Genomic DNA, 21,802 nt, shown 5'->3' with positions numbered 1-21,802 from the left:
ACGCCGCCAAGGACATGGTCCAGGACCTCAAGGAACCAGCCCAGGAAGCGATGGAAAACGTCAAAACCACCGCCACCGAGGGCGTCCAGAACGTCAAAGCCGAAGGCCAAGGCGCCGTCACCGACGTCAAAGACCGCGCCACCGACGCCAAAGACCACGTCCAGAACACGTAGGGCCCATCCAACGTAGGCCCGTTTCAGGTTCAGGAAGGCCGGCTCCGCAAGGGGCCGGCCTTCCGGCGTCTACGGCTCTTTGGCGGGACCTCCGCTAGCGCTTGCCCTTTTTCCGCGAGCCCTTGCCGCGGCCCTTGTCCGGGTTAGGCGCGTAGCGCTGCGCAACCTTCGGCGCCTTCTTGGTTCCGGTGCCCCGCCGGTCCGGCTTGGGCTCCTTCTTCACCTGCACGGGCTGGGCGGACGGCTGCCGGGAGCTTTGGGCGGTCCGGCCGCGCACAATCCCGATGAATTCCTCGATCACTTCATCCGTGGAATCGGTGGGCCAGGCAACAGCAATTTCCGTAGTGGGGGCGCCGGTCAGCCGCCTGGCAACCGTGTCCTTGACGTTGAAGTGCCGGGCCACGGACATGGGCAGGATCGCCAGTCCCGCCCCCGTAGCCACCACCTGCAAAGCGGCCTCCGGGCCGCCAAGGGCTGCGACGTCCAGGAAGCTCTCCTGTTCCAGGTCGGCGAGCGCCACTTCCTCGAACACGGAAATCTCGTGACCCTTCGGCGCCACCACCACGGGCTGCTCCTCATACAGCGGAATCACGCTGAGGCCCTCGCGCTCCACAGGCAGGCGGACAAAGCTGAGGTCCGCGGAACCGTCACGCAGCACCCGGACCTGCGCGCCGTCGTCGGACATAAACGCCTCCAGCGGAACGTGCTGCACCCGCTCCTCCCAGCGGCGGATCCACTTGCCCGGCGTCACTCCCGCCACGTAGGCGATGCGGAGGACGCGGGGAGCTTCCTCGACGGCGGGATCGGCAGAGCCCGTCGGAGCGGCGTCTGGCTGGGGGGTGTTGTCGGTGGGCACGTCTTCACAGTACCGTCCGCCCGGATACCCTTGAAGCATGACCTCTGCAAACTCCCAGTCCATGAAGCCGGCCACCGTTGCCAAGAAACTTGGCATCTACCTGCCCGCAACACCGCAGGAGTTCCAGGAATCCACCATCACCCGCGAGGAGTTTGCCGAACTCCAGGCCAACCCGCCGGAATGGCTCGCCGAACTGCGCCGCAACGGCCCGCACCCCCGCCCGGTGGTGGCGCAGAAGCTGAACGTCTCCATCAGTGGGCTGGCACGCGGCGGCGTTGAAGAAGCGTTGACGACGGCGGAGATCACCGCGCTGCTGCAGGCTCCCCCGCAGTGGCTGGTCACCGAGCGCGCCACGCACGCCGCCGTCCGGGCCGAGGCCCAGCGCGTGAAGGAAGAAGCTGCCAAGAAGGAAGCCAAGCGCGCCCGCGCCTGACCCTGCCCGGACGTCAGTCCTGGTGCAGCTGGATGTAGTTCCCGCAGCCGTCGTCGAACACGGCGCTGATCCCGGACGGATCCTCCGCCGGCTCGCTCTTGAAGGTGACACCGGCCTTGACCAACCGCTCGTACTCCGCCCGCACGTCAGGGACGCCGAAGACGATGGCTGGCAGGCCGGCGTCGTGCACGGCATTCATGTAGGTGGCGCCGATGGGGTTGTCGCTGGGTTCCAGCAGCAGGCCCACCGAGCCCTGGTCCGCGCCGGGATCCTTGATGATGAAGAGGTTGTACTCCGGCATGGCCATCAGTGTCTCGAAGCCCAGGGTCTCCGTGTAGAAGGTGTGGGCGGCCGCGGGATCCTGGACGTGGATGCTGCACATTTTGAGTCTCATGGCTCCCACCGTACGTGGCTTGTGGCGCGGCCGGGAAGACTCCCCGTGGTGCAGAACTGCCGCTGCCGGTGCGGCATTGACCAGGGCCTGGGAAGGCGATCCAATGGAAGGACCAGCCCGGCGTAACGCCCGGGCGTGCGGACGTGGAGGTGCAAGGTGGCAGCCATCGCAGAATCCCTATTCGAGGGGGCGTGGGTACTTCTGCTGTGCGGGTCCGTGCTGGTGGTGAGTGTGGCCGCCACCGTTTTCCAGGTCCGACGGCGGTCGCTGGCCGAAGCGGGCCGGGAGCCTGAGCGTTCCGACCAGTTATTCTGGGACCTTTTCCTGGGCTCCGCCGTGGCGCTGCCCGCGCTGCTGATCCCCACGTTGTCTTCCCCGGTGGCCGGGCTGTTCCTTGCCGGGGCGGCTGTGGCGTCCGGTATCGCGGCTTACCGGGGCAGCCCCCGGATCGCCGCGCGGCTCTCTGCCCGGCGCCAGAGCCGTGAGTACCTGCCCCTTTATACGGCCGCGCAGGCTGAACACAGCATGCTGCTGGAGCGCTGGCGCCGCTACGAGCTTGATCCGGCGTACTGCATCGATTTTCCTGCCATGACCGATGTGCGGCTGCCCCACACGGCAGCGGTGATTAAGGCAATGCGGGAGGCCGAGCAGCTGCGGGCCGAGCGCCACCAGGAGTACCCGCCCGCCGTCGAACGCTTTGGCCGCGCCCTGGCCGCAGCTGAACAGGCGGCCGGGATCCCCGCCAAGGGGCACTAACGCCTGTTGCGCGCGTTAAGTGCTGTGTCGCCGCCGCTGGAGTCCGGCGGCGGAGCGCCGTAGCATCCGAGGATGGACCTTCAAGAAACGGAAGACCGCGACCAGTTCGGCAGGCGGCTGGAGGACCGGGGTGCCTGGCGCCAGGCCACCACCCTGGCGGCCGCCGGCGAACTGACGGCCCGCTGGCTGGAAGGCCACAGTGAGTTCCAGCCCGCCACCTTCACTGCCACGTACGACGACGAGACGGCACTTATCGCCGTCGAGCTCGCCGTACTGAACCGGAACGGGCTGTTCACCAAGGAGTCCCAGCCCGGGTTGCGGACCGGTGCTCTTGCGCAGCGCCAGTACGTCACGGGCTTTTGCAGTGCCGAAAGCGCCGCGGAGCTGCTTGCCCTGTCCACGCGCTCCGAGCTGGTGACTGTGGCCCATGCTCCGGGGGAATCCAGCAACGCCGCCATCCCGGTGACGCTGGATGGCGGCGAGGTGGTCACCGTCCTGGGCTCCAGCGAGAACCCGGTGACCGAGGAACAGATCCAGGACTGGGCCGGTGAAACCAACGATGCCCTGGCCCTGCTGTTGGCCGACTCCTGGTACGTGGAAATCCTGGACCCGGCCTGGGGCCGGGACGACGTGCTGCTGCCCGCCGTCCTCGGCGCCCTGAGCGGTCAGTAGGTTTTTTACAGCTCTACGGTGCCGCTTTCGCCCACGCTCATCCGGCTGTTGGTGACCTTGGACTTCACCCACTGGAACACGGTTGCGGCCGTTCCGCCGGGGCTCGTCCAGTACTCAGCGGAGTCGGAGTCGATGCGGAGCAGGCACACCTCAGGGGTGTCCGGGCCGTCCGGGAACCACGCCTCCACAGCTTGGTTCCACATTTCACGGATTTTGTCCCGGTCGGTCACCACTTCGGCGGTGCCTGCCACTGAGACCCACTCGGTGTTTTTCCCGAACGAAACGTTCACGCGCGGGTCAGCCCGGACATGGGCCACCTGCGAGGTGCCGAGCCCGGTGAAGAACCACATGTCGCCGTCGTCCTTCACGTCCTGGACGGCCAGCGGCCGGCTGACGAGCGCGCCGTCCTCGTTGATGGTGGTCAACATTCCGATGTGGGAATGGTTGATGATGTCCGTTACCTTGCTGATGCCGGTGTCAGTCATGTCTCACCTCGTTCGTTTGCGTGCGGGGACGCTCCCCACCGGCCAGCCTATTGGTAAGCATGCTTAGAATCCACCCGGCGCACTCCCCTGCTTAGGCCCGGACGGTTAGGCGGGAACTGCCACCTTCGCTGCCTCAAGGATGCTGGCTGCCGTGCGCCGGCCCATCCGGATGGCGCCGTCCACGTGCTGGTAGCCCTCTGCGGCGAGGTCTGAGGAGGACCAGTAGATGGGCCCGACGGGGGCGTGCTGGTCTTTGCCGTAGCGGTGGAGGCCGCCGAGGTCGTAGCTGGACGCGTAGGCTCCGCGGGTCCATTCCTCCGAGCCCCAGTCGGACTCGTAGTAGACCTCGGGCTCCAGCGCCTCGGCGCCAAGGAAGCCTGCGATGGATTCCAGGACGGCGCGCTTGCGCTCGTCGGCACTCAGCTCGAAGACGGCGTCGGCCTTTTCATCGGAGATGAAGCCCACCAGGGTGCCGCGGGTGTCGCCGAAGTTGGTGTTGTCGTAGACCTCCTGGACCAGGGATCCGGCGCCGAAGCAGGTGCCGGAGAGGCCCGAGTTCCGCCAGAACGGCCGGCTGTAGACGGCATGGACCTTGATGACCAGGCCCAGGGACTGGTGCTGGTGCATCTGGTGCTGGCGGCGCGGCAGCGGCGGGTTGAACGAGACACGGGAGTAAAGGTTGGGCGGCACGGCCATGATCACGAAGCGGGCGTTGACGGTGGCCTGCTCGGAGACGACGGTGACGCGGTGGCCGCCGTCGGCGTCCGGCTCCCAGTTGATGGTGCGCACCGGGGAGTTAAGGACGACGTCGTCCCCCAGCTCCTGTGCCATCAGCAGGGAGACCTGCTGCATGCCGCCCACCACGCGGCGGTCGAGGATGAAGTCCTCATCCGTGAGGTGCGTAAAGGAGCCGGCGGACGCAGCCATCAGCACCGCCTGGAGCGCGGAGAAGGCGTGGGCGGGCTTGGTGAGCATGCCGCCGGCGATGAAGAGGCCGATGTTGTTGCAGGCTTCCTCGTTGGCGGAGTGCTGCCGCAGCCAGTGGTGGAAGGAGATGGTGTCCAACTCACGTGCCTTGGGATGCGCCCAGGGTTCGGTGGGGCCGATTTCTGCGGCCAGTCCGTCCAGAAGGGCGATGAGCTTGTTCATCTCGGCCTCGGTGTCCGGATCCACGGGGAAGGTGTCGCCGGTGTAGCGGACCGGGATGCCGTCCTTGCCGATGTACATGGACTCGCCCTCGCGGTAGCGCGGGTAGGTTTCCAGGTTCAGTTCCTGGAGGAGGTCCAGGAGCACGGTCTGGTCCGGCGAGACCCACTGGCCGCCGATTTCCAGCATGGCGCCGTCGACGGTATCGGTCCAGGTGCGGCCGCCTACGCGGTCACGTGCCTCGAGCACGGCAACGGTGAGTCCGGCCTTTTTCAGTTCACGGGCTGCAGTGAGTCCGGAGGGCCCGGCTCCAACGACAACGACGTCGCGGTTCAGGTTCAGCATGATGTCCTCTCTGAGCTCCCTCCTGTGACGGGGAGCACTAAATGAATGCCATTCATTTATTAGAACTATAGCTGTTTGGAGCCGGGACCGGAAGTGCCGGATGGAATAATGCAGGTGACCACCAGAGAAAGGCCAGTGATGCCGGCAGTACCAGTCGTAGAGGGACGCACCGCGGGGAACGGGAGCGCCGCCAGTGTGGCAGCCGCCGGTGATGGAGCGGCTGCCGGCAAAGGCGGTGCCGGCAACGGGGGCACTGCCCGCAGGCGGGCCGGGCGGCCTTCCGCCGCACTGCTGGACAAGGCCGGAATCACGACGGCGGCGCTTGAGCTGATCAACCGCAAGGGCTACGACGGCCTCACCATGGCGGGCCTGGCCAAGGAACTGGACGTGGCGCCGTCGGCCCTTTACAACCATGTGGCGTCGAAACGGGACGTACTGCTCCTGGTGGAGGACCACCTCACGTCGCTGGTGGACGTGTCCGATTTCGGCTCGGCGCCGTGGGAGGACGCGGTGCGCAGCTGGGCCTGGAGCTATCGGAACGTTTTCGCCGCGCACACGCCGCTGATTCCCGTTATTGCGGTCCTCCCGGTGACCGACGCGCCGCAGACGCTGGCCATGTACGAGACCGTGAGCAAGGGGTTCCTCGACGCCGGCTTCCCGCAGGAGCGCGTTGTCTCCTCGATTGTGGCCTTCGAGTCCTTTATTTTCGGCTCCGCTTATGACGTCACGGCGCCGGAGGACATTTTCGATTCCGGGTCCATGGCGGACTCCACGCCTCACTTTACGGCTGCTGTCCGAAGCGCTTCCAGCAGGGCCGGGCGGCCGGCGGACGTGGCGTTCGAGCTCGGGCTTGAGGCGCTGATCTCGGGGCTTGGCGCGCTGCGGGGGTAGAGAACCGGCCGGGTGTGGGCGTCACAAAAGCCAGAGCTGGCTAGACTAAAGATGTGACATCCTACGTACCCACTTCGATTGCAGCCGCCGACCCTTCTATTGAGCGGGTCCTGGCCGTCCGGGGATATGCAGGGTACCGGCAGTACCGCATCCCGGCCCTGGCGGTTACCGGTCGGGGTACGCTGTTGGCGGCGTACGATGGCCGGCCGAACCTCGACGACCTGCCCAGCCCCATCGATCTGCTGGTGCGCCGGAGCCTCGACAACGGGAAGACCTGGGCGCGCAGCAAGTGGTGCGGACTGGGTCCGGGTTGGACGGTTACGGGGATCCAAGCCTGCTGGTGGATGCAGAAACGGGCCGGATCTTCCTCTTCCACGCCGCGGGGACACGGGCCGGCTTCTTTGAATCAACTACCGGGCTGGACCCGGACGACGACTTCATCCAGCACTGCGACCTCAGCTTTTCCGACGACGACGGCGTGACCTGGCAGCACCGGCGGATCACGGCCCAATTGAAGGGCAGCAGGTCGGCCGCCCGGGAGATTACCGGAATTTTCGCAGCCGCCGGGCAGGGTATCCAGATCCACACGGGACCCTACCGGGGCCGCCTGGTCCAGCAGTTCGTTGTGCTCCGCGGCGGCAGGATCATGGCGGCTTCGGCCTACAGTCATGACCACGGGGACAACTGGACCCTGGGAGAACTTATTGATGCGGCGCCCGGCGGCGCCGCGCCCAACGAGAACAAAGTGGCCGCGCTGGCTGACGCGCGCCTGCTCCTGCACAGCCGTGCCACTCCGCGGCGGCTCGCCGCCTTCTCGAACGACGGCGGGCACAGCTGGAGCTCACTGGTTCCCGTCGAGGACCTGCCGGACCCCGGCGACAACGGCTCCCTTGCCCGGTTCGACGGACTGCCCTCCGTCCCGCAGCTGGCCACGCCTGCCACAGATACGTGGCTCCTGGCCACGAACAACCACGACACCAATCTTCGGCGGAACACGGTGCTGAGCCTCTCCCCCGACAATGGGGCGACGTGGCCGGCGAAGCTGGTCCTGTGCCCGGACAGTTCCGCATATTCGACCGCCACGCGCCTGCCGGACGGCAACATTGGCGTCCTTTACGAGCGGCAGGGATACCGGGAGATCGTTTTTGCCTCCGTCCCTGCTGGCCAGCTGAGCGATCAGCTTGCCGTGCGGACACCGGCGGCAGGTGACGGTGGGGCGCATCCGGTGGCTCCGGCGGGGCACGGTCTTGCCTTTGACATGGAGATCCGGTCGATAACGCCGGGCCTGCCCGAAGTGTGGCAGGACGCCGGCGAGTCCCATGTCCTGGCCGCGGACGGAAGCGGCTGGGGCGCCGGGACCTGGAAGGAGATTGGCCAGGGCTACTCAGCGGACAAAGTCCAGGTCCTTGGCACCCGCGAGGCCCAGGACCTGAATTACGACCCAGTCCGGCCAGGATACAAAGCCGGGGACATCATTGCCTTCACCGGACGGGCACGGAACGACGGGACCAATCCTGCTTCCGGGGTAAGGCTTACCGGCCCAGGCTCCGACGCCTTCCCCGAAACCGACCTTTCCCCGGGTGCGCAGACCCTTTACTTCACGCCCGCCTACACAGTTACCGAAGAGGACGCAGAGCGAACCTTATTCGACGTCACCTACACCGTCGAGGCAAGGCAGAACGGGTCCTTCCACCAATGGTCCCGGGTCTTCAGCTTCGACGTCGCCACGGGAGCGGTCAGCGTCCAGGACGCGTCCTCACCATAAATGGCCGAGGGATGGCCGAAACGGGCTGCCACCGGCTGCTGCGACAGAGCCTTGGCAGGCCGGGCGCCAGTTCCTACTCGATCAGGCCGCACATCTGCTGGAGCCGGGCGACACGCTCCTCGGCAGAGAGCCCGTGCCGGGATAGCCCAATCTTGAAGCCGGTCAGGGAAACCGGGCCAGCGGCGTGGAGGCAGCGTTGGATTTCGCCGGCGTTCAGCAGCGAGCTCGGCGGGGCTCCGGCCACCTCAGTGGCGGGAAGGTGGGCGTCGATCCACGGGTACCCAAACTCGGTGTCCGCGGGTGAGCAGCCGGAGAACATCAGTCCGGCCAGGACGCCGCCTTCCCGGGCCTGGCACAGGTGGTCAACCGCGGTGTCCGGGTTCTGCGTTTCAATGACGGACCGGGCCCAGTTCACAACGATTCCGGTTTGTTCCCACCCCTGCTCCCGGATGGAACGGATAACGTCCACTTCCTCCATGAAGGTCAGGAATCCCTTCTCGGGTTTGCTTCCCGGACGGGGAGCATCGCAATGCTCGATCAGCAGAAGGGTACCGCCCCAATCCCAGTCGAGCAGTTCCTTGAAGGACTCCTCGAGGGCCTTGGCGGAGGCGCTCCCGTGCGGGGCGGAGTGCAGTTCCACCGCCTCTACAGGGTGCCCCTCCCCCGCCAATTGAAGGACGGAATCGCGCAGTCCTGACACAAAGTCCAGCGCCCTCGACCGGCCCTGGCTGTCGGTGGAAGCAAGGCCGAACCTCTTGTCCTGGTTGAGGCGCTGCATGGTTCCGGGAATGGCGGTCACCACCGCGGACCAGTCTTCGGGGGCGCCGGCGGGCCAGGGACTGCCGCCGGACTGCCCGTAGGGGAGTTCCAGGCCACGGATGGACGGGATGCGCCCGAGCCCTGCGTAAAACTGCTGTTGCTGCGGCGCTTCCGGCACGGCGGGATACGCACCCACAATCAGGGACATTGTTGAACTCCTTTGAAGACGGCCGGCTGCGATACCGGGCGCATGAAGGCGGCGCCGGAAGAAATGCGAGGGCGCTTTCGTCAATAGCCGCGGCATGTGATGCACCGGCACTTGACCCCCGGCTGTGATGGCACTTACAGTTTTATCACGAGCTCGGATGTCCTACATCCGATAAACCTTCTGGAATGGCGAGGCTTTTATGAACATCTCCTCCAAGAACCTGCCGCTGGTCAAAGACGCCAGCCGCCGGAACTTCCTTAAACTGACCGGCGCCATGGGTGTCGCCGCAGCCTTCACCACCACCCTTGCTGCCTGCGGCGGGCCGGCCACCACAACTACGGGCGCCACCACCAACACCTCGCCGATCAACAAGGACCTCACCATTGAGGCCGGAATCTCCTACGCCCTCTCCACCGGCTTCGACCCCATCTCCTCCTCCGGGGCCACTCCGATGGCAGCGAACCTGCACATCTTCGAGGGCCTGATCGAGCTCCATCCGGCAACCCGGGAGCCGTACAACGCCCTGGCCGCCGCCGACCCCAAGATGGTCAACGAGACCACCTACCAGGTGGCCATCCGCGACGGCGCGGTCTTCCACGACGGCACGCCGGTAACCGCCGAAGACGTGGTGTTCTCCTTCACCCGCGTGATGGATCCGGCCAACAAGTCGCTGTTCTCGCAGTTCATACCGTTCATCCAGGAGGTCAAGGCACTCGATGCCAAGACCGTGCAATTCAGTCTCAAATACGCGTTCCCCGGTTTTGGGCCCCGTATTTCCGTGGTGAAGATCGTCCCCAAGGCGCTCACCAACTTCCCCGCCGGCTCCGAGCAGTTGAAGTCCTTCGACGCCAAGCCTGTGGGCACCGGACCCTACAAGCTCATCTCCGCGGCCAAGGACGACAAGATTGTCTTCGAGGCCAACCAGGCCTACAACGGCCCCATGCCCGCCCTGGCCAAGGGGATGACCTGGCTGCTGCTCTCCGATGCCGCGGCCCGCGTCACCGCCATGCAGTCCGGCCGCGTCCAGGCCATCGAGGACGTCCCCTACCTGGACATGGAAGGCCTGAAGTCCAAGGCCACCGTTGAATCCGTCCAGTCCTTCGGGCTGCTCTTCATGATGTTCAACTGCAACGCAGCACCCTTCAACAACAAGCTCGTCCGCCAGGCCCTCCACTACGGCCTGGACAAGGACTCCATCATCAAGAAGGCACTTTTCGGCAACGCCAAACCGGCCAGTTCCTACTTCCAGGAGGGCCACCCGGACTACGTCAAGGCCAAGAACGTCTACGGCTACGACGCGAAGAAGGCCGAGGAACTGCTCAAGGAAGCCGGCGTCACCAGCCTCGAATTCGAACTGCTCACCACGGACACCGCCTGGGTCAAGGACGTGGCACCGCTGATGCTGGAATCCTGGAACAAGATCCCGGGCGTCAAGGTCACCCTGAAGAACCTCCAGTCCGGCGCCCTGTACACGGACCGCGTTGCCAAGGGTGACTACACCGTGGTCGCAGCGCCCGGCGACCCCTCAGTTTTCGGCAACGACGCGGACCTGCTGCTGAGCTGGTTCTACGCCGGCGATACCTGGATGAAGAACCGTGCCTTCTGGGGCGATGCCCCCGAACGCGCCCAGCTCGTGAACCTGATGTCCAAGGCCGGCCAGGCCTCCAAGGAAGACGCCAAGAAACTCACCGGCGAAATCGTGGACCTGGTCTCCGATGAGGTCCCGCTCTACCCGCTGTTCCACCGCCAGCTTCCCAGCGCCTGGGATGCAAAAAAGCTCAGCGGCTTCAAGCCCCTTCCCACCACCGGAGTTTCCTTCGTTGGTGTGGGCCGCACCGCCTAGCCCAAACCGGAGAATACATTGACCACGATATTGCGCCTGCTCGGCCGAAGGCTCGCGGCCCTGCCGCTGATGGTCCTGGGCATCACCCTGCTGGTGTTCCTCGTCCTGCAGGCCGCGCCCGGCGACCAGGCCAGCAGCGCCCTGGGCGAAGGGGCAAGCGAGGAAGCCAAGGAACAGTACCGCCAGGCCAACGGCCTGAACGATCCACTGCTGCTCCAGTACGTCCGCTTCCTCGGCAGGCTCCTGCAGTTCGACCTCGGCGTCACCACTCCCCCGGCCAAGTCCGTGGCGAGCATGATTGGTTCGGCTTTTCCGCTAACGCTGCAGCTGACCTTCCTGGGCGTCATCATCGCCGTGGCGGTCTCCCTGGTCTTCGGCATCATCGGCGCCCTGTACCGGGACAAGTGGCAGGACCAGCTGGTCCGTGTATTCTCCATCGCCGCGGTGGCAACGCCGTCGTTCTGGCTGGGCATCCTGCTGATCCAGTGGTTCGCCCTGGGACCGGCACCGCTCTTCCCGTCCGGCGGCATCGCCACCCCCGAATCCGGCTTCGGCGGCTGGCTCAACTCGATGGCGCTGCCCGCCCTGGCACTGGGCATCCCGGTCTCGGCTTCCCTCATCCGGGTGGTCCGCACCTCCATGGTGGAGGAGCTGGACCGGGACTACGTCCGCACTGCCATCGGCAACGGCGTCCCCTACCGCGAGGTGGTCTCCAAGAACGTGCTCCGCAACGCACTGGTCACCCCGGTGACCGTGCTGGGACTGCGGATCGGCTACCTCCTGGGCGGCGCCGTCGTCATTGAAATGATCTTTGCCCTGCCCGGCATGGGCCAACTGATCCTCAACGGCATCACCAACCTGGACGTCAACCTGGTGCAGGGCGTGGTTCTCACCATCTCCGTCACGTTCGTCCTGGTGAATATCGCCGTGGACCTTCTCTACCTGCTCATCAACCCCCGAATCAGGACCGTGTGACCCATGCGCAGCAAACTCGCTGAACGTCTGAGCGCCCCGGGACTCCGCTTCAAGGCCCTGCCCTGGAGTTCCCGCCTGGCCCTCGCCTTCCTCGTGGTGATCGCCGCCGCCGCCATCTTCGCCCCCGTCCTGGCACCGCACGATCCGCTCGAGACCTTCATTCCGGCCACGGCCCCCGGTGCCGAACACTTCTTTGGCACCGACCGCCTGGGCCGGGACATCTTCTCCCGGCTGCTCTACGGTTCGCAGTCCTCGCTGCTGATCGGACTCGGCGCCGTGGGACTGGCCGTGCTGGCCGGCGCGCTCCTGGGTTCGCTCGCTGCCACCTCCAGCAAAACAGTCAACGAGCTGATCATGCGGATCATGGACATCCTCATGGCATTCCCCGGCATCGCCCTGGCTGCGGTCCTGCTCGCGGCGTTCGGCAACTCGGTACCCACCATCATCATTGCCATCGCCATTATCTACACCCCCCAGCTCGCACGGGTTGTCCGCGCCAACGTCCTGGCCCAGTAGGGCGAGGACTACGTCCGGGCGGAGCGCGTCATCGGCGCCGGCCGCTTCTACATCCTCCTCAAGCACATCGTCCGCAACACCGCCGCACCGGTGCTGGTGTTCGCCACCGTGATGGTCGCTGACGCCATCATCCTCGAAGCGTCCCTGTCTTTCCTGGGCGCAGGCGTCCAGGACCCCGCCCCGTCCTGGGGCAACGTGATCTCCTACGGCCGCAACCTGGTCCTGTCCGGCGGCTGGTGGGCCACCACCTTCGCCGGCCTCACCATCCTGCTCACCGTGCTGGCACTGAACATCCTTGCCGAGGGCCTGACCGACGCCATGGTGAACCCCAAACTGCGCAAGGCGCCAGTGGTGCAGGACGACGACGGCTCGGCAGCCGTTGTTGCCGGTGCGGCCGTGGACACTGAGGTTGCCACCTCTGTTGCCCAACCGTCCGTCGTGGAAGAGCATGAGCTCGACGGCGTCCGTACCGCTTCGGGAGGAATCCTCGACGAGGAGATCTACAACAGGTCAGCCGTCCTCACCGATGTGAAGGTGGCAGCCGCCAGCCCGCACCTCCTGCTCGACCGCGAGCTGGAACTGCTGGCTGCTGTCGAAGCCACCCGGACGGACCGCCTGCCACAGGTCCCGGCAGACGCCCGAACCGTCCTGGAGGTGACAAACCTTTCCATCCGGTTCCCCGGCAGGTTCGGTGACACCGCCATCGTGGATAACGTCTCCTTCAGTGTCCGCGAGGGCGAAACCATGGGCCTGGTGGGCGAATCCGGCTGCGGCAAGTCCATCACCTCCCTCGCCGTCATGGGACTCCTGCCCAAAACGGCGCGGATCAGCGGCTCCATCAAGTTCGACGGCAAGGAACTGCTGGACCCGCACACCAGCCACAGCGCTCCCAAGGCCTACCAGGGGCTCCGCGGCGAACAGATCGCCATGGTCTACCAGGACGCGCTCAGCTCACTGAACCCGTCCATGAAAATCAAAGACCAGATGAGCCAGCTGACCCGGCGGGGCGGCCGCAAAACCCCTGCCGAACTGCTGGAAATGGTCAAACTGGACCCGGTGCGCACCCTGGCCAGTTACCCGCACGAGCTATCCGGCGGGCAACGCCAGCGCGTCCTGATCGCCATGGCGCTCTCCCGCTCCCCCAAGATCGTGGTCGCCGATGAGCCCACCACCGCCCTGGACGTCACCGTCCAGAAACAGGTGGTGGACCTGCTCAACGAGCTCCGTGAACAGCTGGGCTTCGCCATGGTGTTCGTCAGCCACGACCTGGCCCTGGTCGCTTCCCTGGCCCATCGCATCACCGTGATGTACGCCGGGCAGGTGGTCGAATCCGCCCAGGCGTCCGAGCTGCTGCAGAACCCCAGGCACGAATACACCCGCGGGCTCCTGGGCGCCGTTCTCTCCATCGAAGCCGACGCCGCCCGCCTGCACCAGATCCCCGGCACCGTGCCCTCGCCGCAGGATTTTGCCCCCGGTGACCGCTTCGCACCCCGTTCCCTGCGCCGGGACGCCGATCCGAACCAGCAGTTGGTCCTCACCGCCGTGGGCGGGGACTCTGACCACTACTGGGCCAGCCACCGGAAGGAGGATGCAAAGTGAGCATTTCCACCGGCAAACCGGTTATCGAACTCAAGGACGTCAAGGTCCACCACCGGGCACGGACCGGCGGCCTGTTCCGCCCCAACATCGTCAAAGCCGTTAACGGCGTGGACTTCAGCATCAGCCGCGGCGAAACCGTGGGCATCGTGGGAGAGTCCGGCTGCGGCAAGTCAACCCTGGCCTCCGTCCTGGTGGGCCTCCAAACGCCGACATCCGGGCAGGTCCTCTTCCACGGCAAACCCGCCATCAAACGGAACGCTGCCATGCGCAAGGAATTCGGCCGCGCCGTATCGGTAGTATTCCAGGACCCCGCCACGGCCCTGAACCCGCGTATGACCATCCAGGACATCCTCACCGACCCCCTCCAAATACACGGAATCGGCAACGCCGCGTCCCGTGCGGCCAAGGTCAAAGAACTCCTCGCGCTGGTAGGCCTGCCTGCCTCCGCGGCTGAAGTCACGCCGTCGCAGGTTTCAGGTGGACAGCGCCAGCGGGTAGCCATCGCCAGGGCCCTGGCACTGGACCCGGACATCATCGTCGCCGACGAACCGACGTCGGCCCTGGACGTCTCGGTCCGGGCGCAGGTCCTGAACCTGCTCTCGGACCTGAAGACCCAGCTGAACCTGGGCATGGTCTTCATCTCCCACGACATCCAGACTGTCCGCTATGTCTCCGACCGGATCTGCGTCATGTACTTCGGCGAAATCGTCGAGGAAGGGCCGGCCGCCCAGGTCTTCGACAACCCCCGGAACGACTACACCAAGAAGCTCCTCGGAGCAGCCCCCAGCCTGCTGCACACCTAGATCCCCACACCTCACCTTTACAACCCACCCATTGGAGTTTTTCCGTGTCTTCCCAGTTCTCCGGCGTCATCCCGCCCGTCGTCACTCCCCGCCATGCTGACGGCAGCATCGACACCGCCTCTTTGCAGAACCTCACCAAGCACCTGCTCGACGGCGGCGTCTCCGGACTTTTCGTGCTGGGCTCCTCCGCCGAGGTGCCGTACATGACCAACGCCGAGCGCGAACTCGTGGTCAGCACCATCGCCGCGGCCAACGCAGGGGCCGTGCCCCTGATCGTGGGGGCCAACGAGCAAACGACCAACCGCGTCATTGAGGAAGCCAAACGCGTCATCGACCTCGGGGCCGACGCCATCGTGGTTACCTCCATGTATTACGCCATCGGCAACGCAGACGAAACAGAAACCCACTTCCGCAGCATCCACGCCGCCGTCGACACGCCGATCTTCGCCTACGACGTCCCCGTCCGTACCCACTTCAAGCTCCCCACGGACCTGCTGGTCCGGCTGGGCCGCGACGGCGTCATCGCCGGCGTCAAGGACTCCTCCGGTGACGACGTCTCCTTCCGCCAGCTCCTGCTCGCAGCCCGGGAGATCGACAACTTCGACATCTTCACCGGCCACGAAGTGGTGGTTGACGGAGCCCTACTGGGCGGCGCGCAGGGCGTCGTGCCCGGCCTTGGCAACGTGGATCCCCGCGGCTATCGCAACCTCGTCGACGCCGCCGTTGCCGGCGACTGGGCTAAAGCCGCCGCCGAGCAGGACCGGCTGGCCGACCTCTTCGAGATCGTCTACACCCCCAACGGGCGCGTCTCCGGCGGGGCAGCGGGCCTGGGCGCCTTCAAGACCGCCCTGCAGATCATGGGCATCATCGAATCCAACACCATGAGCAACCCGATGCCCGCGCTGAACGAAGAGGAAACCACTGCGATCAAGGTCATCCTCGAACGCAACAGCCTGGTCTAGGGACGGGTCCCGAAGCTGATGTACGCCGTTGGTGTTGACCTCGGCGGCACTAAAACTGCTGCCGGGGTGGTCTCAGGCACGGGTGAAGTGCTGTTTTCCGAGACCATTCCCACCCTTAACCGTGATGGCGGTGAGGCAATCCTCGACGCCACTGCCAGCCTGGTCGCGGGGCTCATTGGACGCGCCGCTGCTGCTGGAATCATTGTCGGTCATGTCGGCGTCGGTTCGGCCGGTGCTATTGATGCCCATAAAGGCGAAGTGGTTTCAGCAACCGAAGCGATCCTCGGGTGGGCCGGTACTGCCATCAGCGCCGGCCTGGCAGCGCGGCTGCACCTGCCGCAAGCCTCCATCCGGGTGGTGAACGATGTCCACGCCCACGCCCTTGGCGAGGCCTGGACCGGTGCCGCCGCAGGGACCGCCAGTTCACTCCTGGTGGCCTTCGGCACCGGCGTCGGCGGCAGTTACGTTCTTGACGGCACACCGGTCCTGGGGCATCGCTACGTGGGCGGACACGTCGGCCACTTCGCCTCCCCCTACGCCTACCAGGACGGCCAGCCACTGCCCTGTGTCTGCGGCGGAGCAGGCCATGTTGAAGCCCTCGCCTCCGGACCTGCCATCGCCGAAGCCTACCGGCGGCTGGGTGGGAAGGCCGGTTCACCGGATGCCCGCGGGGTCTTCGCCCTCGCCGCGCATGGTGATGCCATCGCCATCAAAACCATCGGCGGCGCCGCCGCTGCGGCCGGGCAGGCCGTGGGCGGGCTGGCCAACATCCTGGACCCGGAAGTCGTCGTCGTCTCAGGCGGGCTCTCGGATGCAGGAGCACCGTGGTGGCGGCCGATGGAACGGGCCGTCCGGGCCGAACTCCTCCCGGCCCTGGCAAAAATTCCCGTGCTGCCCGCCTCGCTGGGCAACGCTGCAGCCATCATTGGCGCAGCGAAGCTGGTGTTCACCGATTCGCTCACTTTCCAAAGGAACTGACCATGATCCTGTCCCCCGACCGGCTTGAATCCTTGCGGGGCAGGCTCATCGTCTCCTGCCAGGCCTATCCCGGCGAGCCCATGCGCGATCCCCGCACCACCGCCCAATTCGCCGCGTCAGCAGTCGCCGGCGGCGCCGCAGCAGTCCGTGTACAGGGCCTGGCGGACGTCCAACACACCCGGGCCGCCGTTGAGGTCCCAGTCATCGGGCTCTGGAAGGACGGGCGCGACGGCGTCTTCATCACCCCCACCCTTCGGCATGCCCTCGCGGTAGCGAACGCCGGCGCCCACATCGTGGCCGTCGACGGCACCCGGCGCGCACGCCCGGACAACCTGACCCTCGCGCAGACAATTACCGGAATCCACACCGGATCCCATGCGCTGGTCATGGCCGACTGCGGGTCCCTCCAGGACGCAGCGGCCGCCGTCGAAGCCGGCGCAGACCTGATCGGCACCACACTTGCCGGCTACTCCGGCGAACGCCCCAAAACCCAGGGCCCCGACCTTGAACTGCTGGAACAGATCGCGGCGGCCGGATTTGGAGTGCCCCTTATCGCGGAGGGCCGGCTGCACACCCCTGCCCAGGCGAGGCAGGCACTTGATGCCGGGGCCTTCGCCGTGGTGGTGGGAACTGCCATCACGCACCCGGCCACCATCACGGGCTGGTTTGCGGACGCCCTGAAATGACCACCCGGATGCGGCCCGCCTTCCTGCTGCCCGGCACCATCGTCACCGACGGAACTGTCGTTGAGGACGCGGTGGTTGCCGTTTCCGGTGAACGCATAACGTACGCCGGCCCCAGGACAGGCTTCGATACCCGCTCCCTTCCAGGGCTGAAGGAAGTGGGACTGCCGCCAGGAACCCTGCTCCTGCCCGGCCTGGTGGACCTGCACTGCCATGGGGCGGCAGGCGGGGACTTCCCCGGCGGGCATCTACCGTCAGCCCGCTCCGCGGTGGACTTCCTCCACGCCAGCGGCACCACCACACTTCTGGCGAGCCTGGTGACGGCTTCCCGCAAGGACCTGCTGCGCGGCGCCGAAACCCTGCGGCCCCTTTCTGAGGAGGGGCTGATCGCAGGCATCCATGCCGAAGGACCGTTCCTTTCCCACGCACGGTGCGGCGCCCAGGATCCCCGGTTCCTCCTCGAACCCGACCTGCATCTGCTTCGGGACCTCATTGAATGCTCGGGCGGGCACCTGCGCACCATGACCTATGCTCCCGAACTGCCCGGCGCCGCAGCTTTGGTGCAGGCGATGGTTGACCTCGGCGTGACCCCGTCCCTGGGACACACCAACGCCGATGCCCCAACGACGGCGGCCTCCCTCACCCAGGCAGCGACCCTGCTCGCCTCCGCGCAGGGCAGCACCACCCGGCCCACGGTCACCCACCTGTTTAACGGCATGCCGCCGCTGCATCACCGCGATCCCGGGCCCGTAGCGACCTGTCTGCGACTTGCAGCAGCGGGCACGATTGCGGTGGAGCTTGTTGCCGACGGCGTCCACCTGCACCCGGACACCGTCCGAATGGTCTTCGCGCTCGTTGGCGGGGACAACGTCATTCTGGTGACCGACTCGATGGCCGCGACGGGACTGCCGGACGGCGACTACGACCTTGGCCCGCAAGGGGTGCGCGTTAGCGACGGCGAGGCCAGGCTGCGAAGCGATGGTGCCCTCGCGGGCGGAACGGCGACGCTGCTGGACGTTGTACGGCGGACGGTCGAGGCCGGGGTGGACGCGGCAAGCGCGGTCTTGTCAGCCACGGCGGTTCCGGCAGGGATCCTTGGCCTCCAGCAAGAGGTAGGAAGCCTTCGCTCAGGGTTAAGGGCGGACATCCTGGCGGTGGACCCCGATTTCCGCCCGATCAGGGTGTTCCGTCGCGGCCTGCCACTCCTCCGGCCGGCCGCGCCCATCACGGCTGCGTCCTAGGACCACGGCTCCCGCTATTTGAGGCTCTCGGTTCAGACGGTGGTTCAGGCGCTCGGCGTTGCGACCCGGACGCCCACTTGCCCGAGCTTGGCACCAAGGAGGGCCGCTGCCGCTTCATCTGCCACTACTGTCACGTGCGGGTGCAACTGGAGGACGGAAGCGGGACACTCAGGTGACACCCGGCCCTGCAGCGCGGCCGCTAGAATTCCAGCCTTATCCGCGCCGTTGACCACCATCAGCAGGTGCCTGGCCTCGCGAATCGTACCGAGGCCCTGGGTGATGCACTGGGTCGGCACGTCGTCAATAGACCGGAAGTAGCGCGCATTGGCCTGGCGGGTCCGCTCGGCCAGAAGTTCAACCCGGGTCCGGGAATCGAGCCCGGAGCCCGGTTCATTGAAGGCGATGTGTCCGTTGTGGCCTATCCCCAGAATCTGTACGTCCACGCCCCCGGCGGCGCGGATGGCGGCGTCGTACAGGGCTGCCGCGTGGTGAGGATCTTCGGCGACGCCGTCGGGAACTGAAACAAGGGCCGGGTCCAATCCCAGGCGTTCGGTCACTTCACTGCGGACCACTTCGGCGTAGCTTTGCGGGTGCCCGGCAGCCAGGCCCACGTACTCATCGAGGGCGAACGCCTGGACGCGGGACATGTCCAGCTGGTGCTCGGCCAGCGCCGCGTAGACGGGCAGTGGGGAGCTGCCCGTAGCGACCCCAAGGACAGCGTCCGGCTTGCTTCGGATGACGGCGGCAAGAATCCCGGCGGCAACAGCTCCGGTACCCGAGGCATCGGGCACAACAAAAATCTCCATGGCAAAAGGGCGCTCTCTCATAAGATGGGTGCCTCACCGCTTGCTCCGGTGGTCATCTGGACGCACGGAGGCGGGGGCTTTAAGTGACGATCCGGCCGGGGTACGGTGCCTCGTCCCGGTCCTCGGCTGCGCGCGTTAGGCTGACGCGACGTCTTTTAGCTTGCGGCGGATGCCGTCAAAGTGGCGCTGCAGGCGCTCGGAAGCCAAAGCCTTGTCCCTGTTCGCCACTGCCTCGTAGATGTCCCAGTGCATCTGGACCTGTTCTTCAAGGTTGACCGGCCCTGAGCCCAAGGCCTCATGGATCTGGCGGTAGACCTGCCAGAACACGTCCATCAGGTTAATGAGCAGTTCGTTGTTCAGGGGCGCATAGAGACGGCGGTGAAATTCCGCATCGTGTTGAACAAGGAGTTCACCCTTACCGGCGGCGTCCTGCATCGCTTCCATCGTGGCACGCAGATCAGCCAAATGATCCTCCGTGAGGAGGTCGATGGCCGAGCCAATAAGGCCCGATTCCAAAGCCTGCCGGACGTCGATAAGCTCCATCGCTTCCTCGCCTTTGTGCCGGAGCGAAAGCCTGCCCCGGAACGTCAGCCCGGACACCAGTGCGCTGAAGTTGTTCGGAGCGACAAACATGCCGAACCCGTGCCGGATCTCAATGACGCCAAGGGCCTGAAGCACCTTTAGGGATTCCCGGACAGTGTTCCGCCCCACTCCAAGTTCCGCGGAGAGCTCACTCTCAGTGGGAAGGGCATCACCAACATCCAGGCCTCGCTCCAGGATGAGTTCCATGATCCGTGTTTGCAGGGCCTGGGAACGTATTTGGGCGCTGAACCTTGCCGGCGACACCGAAGCGGGTGCTACTGTCACGTCATCTCCTTCAGCCGCACTCGGGAGCGGCAATTCGTCTAAACTCATGATACAGGAGATGGGACGTCCTCTGTCTTCTTTCTGTTCAGTAATTTCGAGAATCCTACAACCCGCAGGGCTGGGTGGGGGATCACGCGAGCACCAGATGATGGAGAACGAGAATGCCTAGCGTTGACATGCCACTGCAAGAGTTGCGCAACTACACGTCGGTGGCAAAAGAGCCTCACGATTTTGATGCGTTTTGGGAAGCAACTTTGGCCGAAGTCACTTCCATCCCGCTTGCACCGGCCTACACTCCCGTCGAAAACCTTCTGCCACTCATTGACAGCTACGACGTTTCCTTTGCGGGTTACGGCGGAGCCCGGATCCGGGGCTGGCTCCACCTTCCAGCACACCGGTCCCCCGGCCACCGCCTGCCAGCCGTGGTGCAGTACATCGGATATTCCGGCGGCCGTGGCCTGGTCCAAGAGGACACGAAATGGGCCCAGGCGGGCTACGCGCACTTCATCATGGACACCCGAGGCCAAGGCTACGGCGGGATCACTGGCGACACTCCAGATCCGCACCCCTCAGCGGGAGGCGTGGCACACCCGGGGCTCATGACACGCGGCCTGGCCGCGAAGGAGGACTACTACTACCGCAGGCTGTATGTGGACGCGTTCCGGGCGATCGAGACCGTCCAAAGCTTCCCTCAGGTGGACGCAGACAACGTGGTCCTTGCCGGGATAAGCCAGGGTGGAGGCCTGGCCCTCGCAGCCGCTGGGCTTGCTGCCGGGAGACTGGACGGAATTCGAGCTGCCCTGGCGGACGTACCCTTCCTTCAGGACTTTCCCCGGGCAATCAATCTGGCACAACGGGGCCCTTATCCCGAAATCGCAGCTTTTCTCTCCCGGCACCGGGACCGCCACGAGCACGCGTTAGAGGTTCTGAACTACTTCGACGGCGTCCACCTTGCTCGAAGGGCGACGGCTCCGGCGCTGTTTTCCGTCGCCCTGCTCGACGACGTCTGCCCGCCGTCCACCGTCTTCGCGTCCTACAACAGCTACGGAACCGGAAGCCCGCGTCAGTCGGGACAAGGGCCCGCCAAGTCCATTGAGATCTACCATTTCAACGGCCATGAGGGAGGACAGGAACACCACTGGGTCCGTCAGCTTGAGTACCTTCAGGGACACCTCGCCCGTTAGCGCTTCAAACCCCAGCCGCAGCTGCGGCGGCGGTGGCGGGGGTGGCGGAATGCTAAGAGGTAGAAGTGTGAGTGCGTTTGCCCTGGCCTCGCACCAGACGTGATCTGCCAGAACTCACCGTGACTACAAACGAAGAGACCCAGGGCCAACCTGACAGAACGCCGGCTATCAGTGGATGGCCCCGGCAGGGGGACATGGTCCCAAGCGGGTCATCCCTGAGTATTATGCACTAAAGGCAGGAATGTCCTGTGTGGCGTGACTGCAGCACCTCGGCATCACGGCATCAGTTATCGCGTAAGGTACGCGCAGATTTCGGCTGGAAAACTTTGAATTCGCCGTGAAAGCGCAGCTTCCAAGCCTCTTCCACTACCGATATAAAGAGCCGATAACCGGCGTTACGTCAAGCTGTACTCTGCGTATCTCATCAGATGAATCATTCATACCCTCTCCCTCGGAGTTCCG

The 21,802-nt window shown here is 65.6% G+C and carries 20 protein-coding genes and 2 pseudogenes; 15 read left to right on the top strand and 7 right to left on the bottom strand.

The window, feature by feature from the left end:
* Window positions 1–173 (top strand): annotated as a pseudogene (locus tag QRN11_RS22670) (DUF3618 domain-containing protein); the annotation flags it as partial.
* A 94-nt stretch (window positions 174–267) separates the two neighbouring features.
* Here QRN11_RS22670 and QRN11_RS18945 read toward each other — a convergent pair.
* The gene (locus tag QRN11_RS18945) at window positions 268–1,104 is read right to left on the bottom strand and encodes a LysR family substrate-binding domain-containing protein (protein WP_285314046.1); all 837 of its coding nucleotides are present in this window, start codon (window positions 1,102–1,104) and stop codon (window positions 268–270) included.
* Between QRN11_RS18945 and QRN11_RS18940 the strand changes: the two genes are divergently transcribed.
* Window positions 1,067–1,462 carry a DUF5997 family protein gene (locus QRN11_RS18940; RefSeq protein ID WP_091424743.1) on the top strand — a complete coding sequence of 132 codons (396 nt, stop codon included), beginning with the start codon at window positions 1,067–1,069 and terminating at the stop codon, window positions 1,460–1,462. The two genes, QRN11_RS18945 and QRN11_RS18940, sit on opposite strands and share 38 nt — an antisense overlap.
* 13 nt (window positions 1,463–1,475) lie before the next feature.
* On the opposite strand, the gene QRN11_RS18935 is transcribed toward QRN11_RS18940, so the two are convergent.
* Window positions 1,476–1,856, bottom strand: coding sequence for a VOC family protein (locus QRN11_RS18935; protein WP_091424746.1), 381 nt, complete (start codon window positions 1,854–1,856; stop codon window positions 1,476–1,478).
* 156 nt (window positions 1,857–2,012) lie between these two features.
* Here QRN11_RS18935 and QRN11_RS18930 point away from each other — a divergent pair, with 156 nt between their 5' ends.
* Together QRN11_RS18930 and QRN11_RS18925 are read left to right on the top strand one after the other, a co-directional pair.
* Window positions 2,013–2,612, top strand: coding sequence for a hypothetical protein (locus QRN11_RS18930; RefSeq protein WP_285314045.1), 600 nt, complete (start codon window positions 2,013–2,015; stop codon window positions 2,610–2,612).
* Between the two features lie 72 nt (window positions 2,613–2,684).
* Complete coding sequence (locus QRN11_RS18925; protein WP_285314044.1) at window positions 2,685–3,284, top strand: DUF6919 domain-containing protein; 600 nt, start codon at window positions 2,685–2,687, stop codon at window positions 3,282–3,284.
* Between the two features lie 5 nt (window positions 3,285–3,289).
* Here the strand turns inward: QRN11_RS18925 and QRN11_RS18920 are convergent, their stop codons facing one another.
* Complete coding sequence (locus QRN11_RS18920; RefSeq protein WP_091424756.1) at window positions 3,290–3,769, bottom strand: pyridoxamine 5'-phosphate oxidase family protein; 480 nt, start codon at window positions 3,767–3,769, stop codon at window positions 3,290–3,292.
* A gap of 105 nt (window positions 3,770–3,874) precedes the next feature.
* Window positions 3,875–5,260 (bottom strand): flavin monoamine oxidase family protein, encoded by a 1,386-nt coding sequence (locus QRN11_RS18915; RefSeq protein ID WP_285314043.1) that lies wholly within the window; start codon window positions 5,258–5,260, stop codon window positions 3,875–3,877.
* A gap of 138 nt (window positions 5,261–5,398) precedes the next feature.
* Between QRN11_RS18915 and QRN11_RS18910 the strand changes: the two genes are divergently transcribed.
* Together QRN11_RS18910 and QRN11_RS18905 are read left to right on the top strand one after the other, a co-directional pair.
* Complete coding sequence (locus QRN11_RS18910; protein ID WP_502935053.1) at window positions 5,399–6,151, top strand: TetR/AcrR family transcriptional regulator C-terminal domain-containing protein; 753 nt, start codon at window positions 5,399–5,401, stop codon at window positions 6,149–6,151.
* Between the two features lie 340 nt (window positions 6,152–6,491).
* The gene (locus QRN11_RS18905; protein WP_285314042.1) at window positions 6,492–7,916 is read left to right on the top strand and encodes a sialidase family protein; all 1,425 of its coding nucleotides are present in this window, start codon (window positions 6,492–6,494) and stop codon (window positions 7,914–7,916) included.
* Window positions 7,917–7,989: 73 nt separating this feature from the next.
* Here QRN11_RS18905 and QRN11_RS18900 read toward each other — a convergent pair whose 3' ends face one another.
* Window positions 7,990–8,883, bottom strand: coding sequence for a DUF4862 family protein (locus QRN11_RS18900; RefSeq protein ID WP_285314041.1), 894 nt, complete (start codon window positions 8,881–8,883; stop codon window positions 7,990–7,992).
* A gap of 199 nt (window positions 8,884–9,082) precedes the next feature.
* Between QRN11_RS18900 and QRN11_RS18895 the strand changes: the two genes are divergently transcribed.
* From QRN11_RS18895 to QRN11_RS18860, 8 genes and pseudogenes are all read left to right on the top strand, one after another.
* Entirely contained in the window at window positions 9,083–10,726 is a 1,644-nt protein-coding gene (locus QRN11_RS18895) for an ABC transporter substrate-binding protein (protein ID WP_091418595.1), read from the top strand.
* Window positions 10,727–10,744: 18 nt separating this feature from the next.
* Window positions 10,745–11,701 (top strand): ABC transporter permease, encoded by a 957-nt coding sequence (locus QRN11_RS18890; protein WP_142058374.1) that lies wholly within the window; start codon window positions 10,745–10,747, stop codon window positions 11,699–11,701.
* Window positions 11,702–11,704: 3 nt separating this feature from the next.
* Window positions 11,705–13,816: pseudogene (locus tag QRN11_RS18885) on the top strand (dipeptide/oligopeptide/nickel ABC transporter permease/ATP-binding protein).
* On the top strand, window positions 13,813–14,619 hold the full coding sequence (locus QRN11_RS18880) for an ATP-binding cassette domain-containing protein (RefSeq protein ID WP_285314040.1): 807 nt from the start codon (window positions 13,813–13,815) through the stop codon (window positions 14,617–14,619). The pseudogene QRN11_RS18885 and the gene QRN11_RS18880 overlap by 4 nt, the downstream one beginning before the upstream one ends.
* Window positions 14,620–14,663: 44 nt before the next feature.
* Window positions 14,664–15,581: a dihydrodipicolinate synthase family protein gene (locus QRN11_RS18875; protein WP_285314039.1), complete on the top strand. Its 918-nt coding sequence runs from the start codon at window positions 14,664–14,666 to the stop codon at window positions 15,579–15,581.
* Window positions 15,582–15,599: 18 nt separating this feature from the next.
* Window positions 15,600–16,559, top strand: a complete 960-nt coding sequence (locus tag QRN11_RS18870; protein WP_285314038.1) for an ROK family protein — start codon at window positions 15,600–15,602, stop codon at window positions 16,557–16,559.
* A 2-nt stretch (window positions 16,560–16,561) separates the two neighbouring features.
* A complete protein-coding gene (locus tag QRN11_RS18865; protein WP_285314037.1) occupies window positions 16,562–17,245 on the top strand; it encodes an N-acetylmannosamine-6-phosphate 2-epimerase in 684 nt (227 codons plus the stop codon).
* Window positions 17,242–18,483, top strand: coding sequence for an N-acetylglucosamine-6-phosphate deacetylase (locus tag QRN11_RS18860; protein ID WP_285314036.1), 1,242 nt, complete (start codon window positions 17,242–17,244; stop codon window positions 18,481–18,483). The genes QRN11_RS18865 and QRN11_RS18860 overlap by 4 nt, the downstream gene beginning before the upstream one ends.
* 44 nt (window positions 18,484–18,527) lie before the next feature.
* On the opposite strand, the gene QRN11_RS18855 is transcribed toward QRN11_RS18860, so the two are convergent.
* On the bottom strand, window positions 18,528–19,289 hold the full coding sequence (locus QRN11_RS18855) for a glucosamine-6-phosphate deaminase (RefSeq protein WP_285314047.1): 762 nt from the start codon (window positions 19,287–19,289) through the stop codon (window positions 18,528–18,530).
* Between the two features lie 135 nt (window positions 19,290–19,424).
* Window positions 19,425–20,156 (bottom strand): FadR/GntR family transcriptional regulator, encoded by a 732-nt coding sequence (locus QRN11_RS18850; protein WP_285314035.1) that lies wholly within the window; start codon window positions 20,154–20,156, stop codon window positions 19,425–19,427.
* Window positions 20,157–20,317: 161 nt separating this feature from the next.
* On the opposite strand from QRN11_RS18850, the gene QRN11_RS18845 reads away from it, so the two are divergent.
* Window positions 20,318–21,340 carry an acetylxylan esterase gene (locus tag QRN11_RS18845; protein WP_285314034.1) on the top strand — a complete coding sequence of 341 codons (1,023 nt, stop codon included), beginning with the start codon at window positions 20,318–20,320 and terminating at the stop codon, window positions 21,338–21,340.
* The last annotated feature ends 462 nt before the right edge of the window (window positions 21,341–21,802 follow it).

Origin of the sequence: Pseudarthrobacter sp. fls2-241-R2A-168, assembly GCF_030209335.1 — a bacterium.
Taxonomy (GTDB): Bacteria; Actinomycetota; Actinomycetes; order Actinomycetales; family Micrococcaceae; genus Arthrobacter.
Note: the sequence above shows the minus strand (reverse complement) of the source record. Positions and strands in the feature narration are given on the sequence as shown.

What these genes read in the sequence shown, in the direction of transcription:
- QRN11_RS18895 (WP_091418595.1), top strand. Translation starts at nt 9,083, where the DNA reads ATGAACATCTCCTCCAAGAACCTGCCGCTGGTCAAAGACGCCAGCCGC.
- QRN11_RS18855 (WP_285314047.1), bottom strand. Translation starts at nt 19,289, where the DNA reads ATGGAGATTTTTGTTGTGCCCGATGCCTCGGGTACCGGAGCTGTTGCC.
- QRN11_RS18860 (WP_285314036.1), top strand. Translation starts at nt 17,242, where the DNA reads ATGACCACCCGGATGCGGCCCGCCTTCCTGCTGCCCGGCACCATCGTC.
- QRN11_RS18845 (WP_285314034.1), top strand. Translation starts at nt 20,318, where the DNA reads ATGCCTAGCGTTGACATGCCACTGCAAGAGTTGCGCAACTACACGTCG.
- QRN11_RS18915 (WP_285314043.1), bottom strand. Translation starts at nt 5,260, where the DNA reads ATGCTGAACCTGAACCGCGACGTCGTTGTCGTTGGAGCCGGGCCCTCC.
- QRN11_RS18935 (WP_091424746.1), bottom strand. Translation starts at nt 1,856, where the DNA reads ATGAGACTCAAAATGTGCAGCATCCACGTCCAGGATCCCGCGGCCGCC.
- QRN11_RS18940 (WP_091424743.1), top strand. Translation starts at nt 1,067, where the DNA reads ATGACCTCTGCAAACTCCCAGTCCATGAAGCCGGCCACCGTTGCCAAG.
- QRN11_RS18910 (WP_502935053.1), top strand. Translation starts at nt 5,399, where the DNA reads ATGCCGGCAGTACCAGTCGTAGAGGGACGCACCGCGGGGAACGGGAGC.
- QRN11_RS18920 (WP_091424756.1), bottom strand. Translation starts at nt 3,769, where the DNA reads ATGACTGACACCGGCATCAGCAAGGTAACGGACATCATCAACCATTCC.
- QRN11_RS18870 (WP_285314038.1), top strand. Translation starts at nt 15,600, where the DNA reads ATGTACGCCGTTGGTGTTGACCTCGGCGGCACTAAAACTGCTGCCGGG.
- QRN11_RS18900 (WP_285314041.1), bottom strand. Translation starts at nt 8,883, where the DNA reads ATGTCCCTGATTGTGGGTGCGTATCCCGCCGTGCCGGAAGCGCCGCAG.
- QRN11_RS18925 (WP_285314044.1), top strand. Translation starts at nt 2,685, where the DNA reads ATGGACCTTCAAGAAACGGAAGACCGCGACCAGTTCGGCAGGCGGCTG.
- QRN11_RS18865 (WP_285314037.1), top strand. Translation starts at nt 16,562, where the DNA reads ATGATCCTGTCCCCCGACCGGCTTGAATCCTTGCGGGGCAGGCTCATC.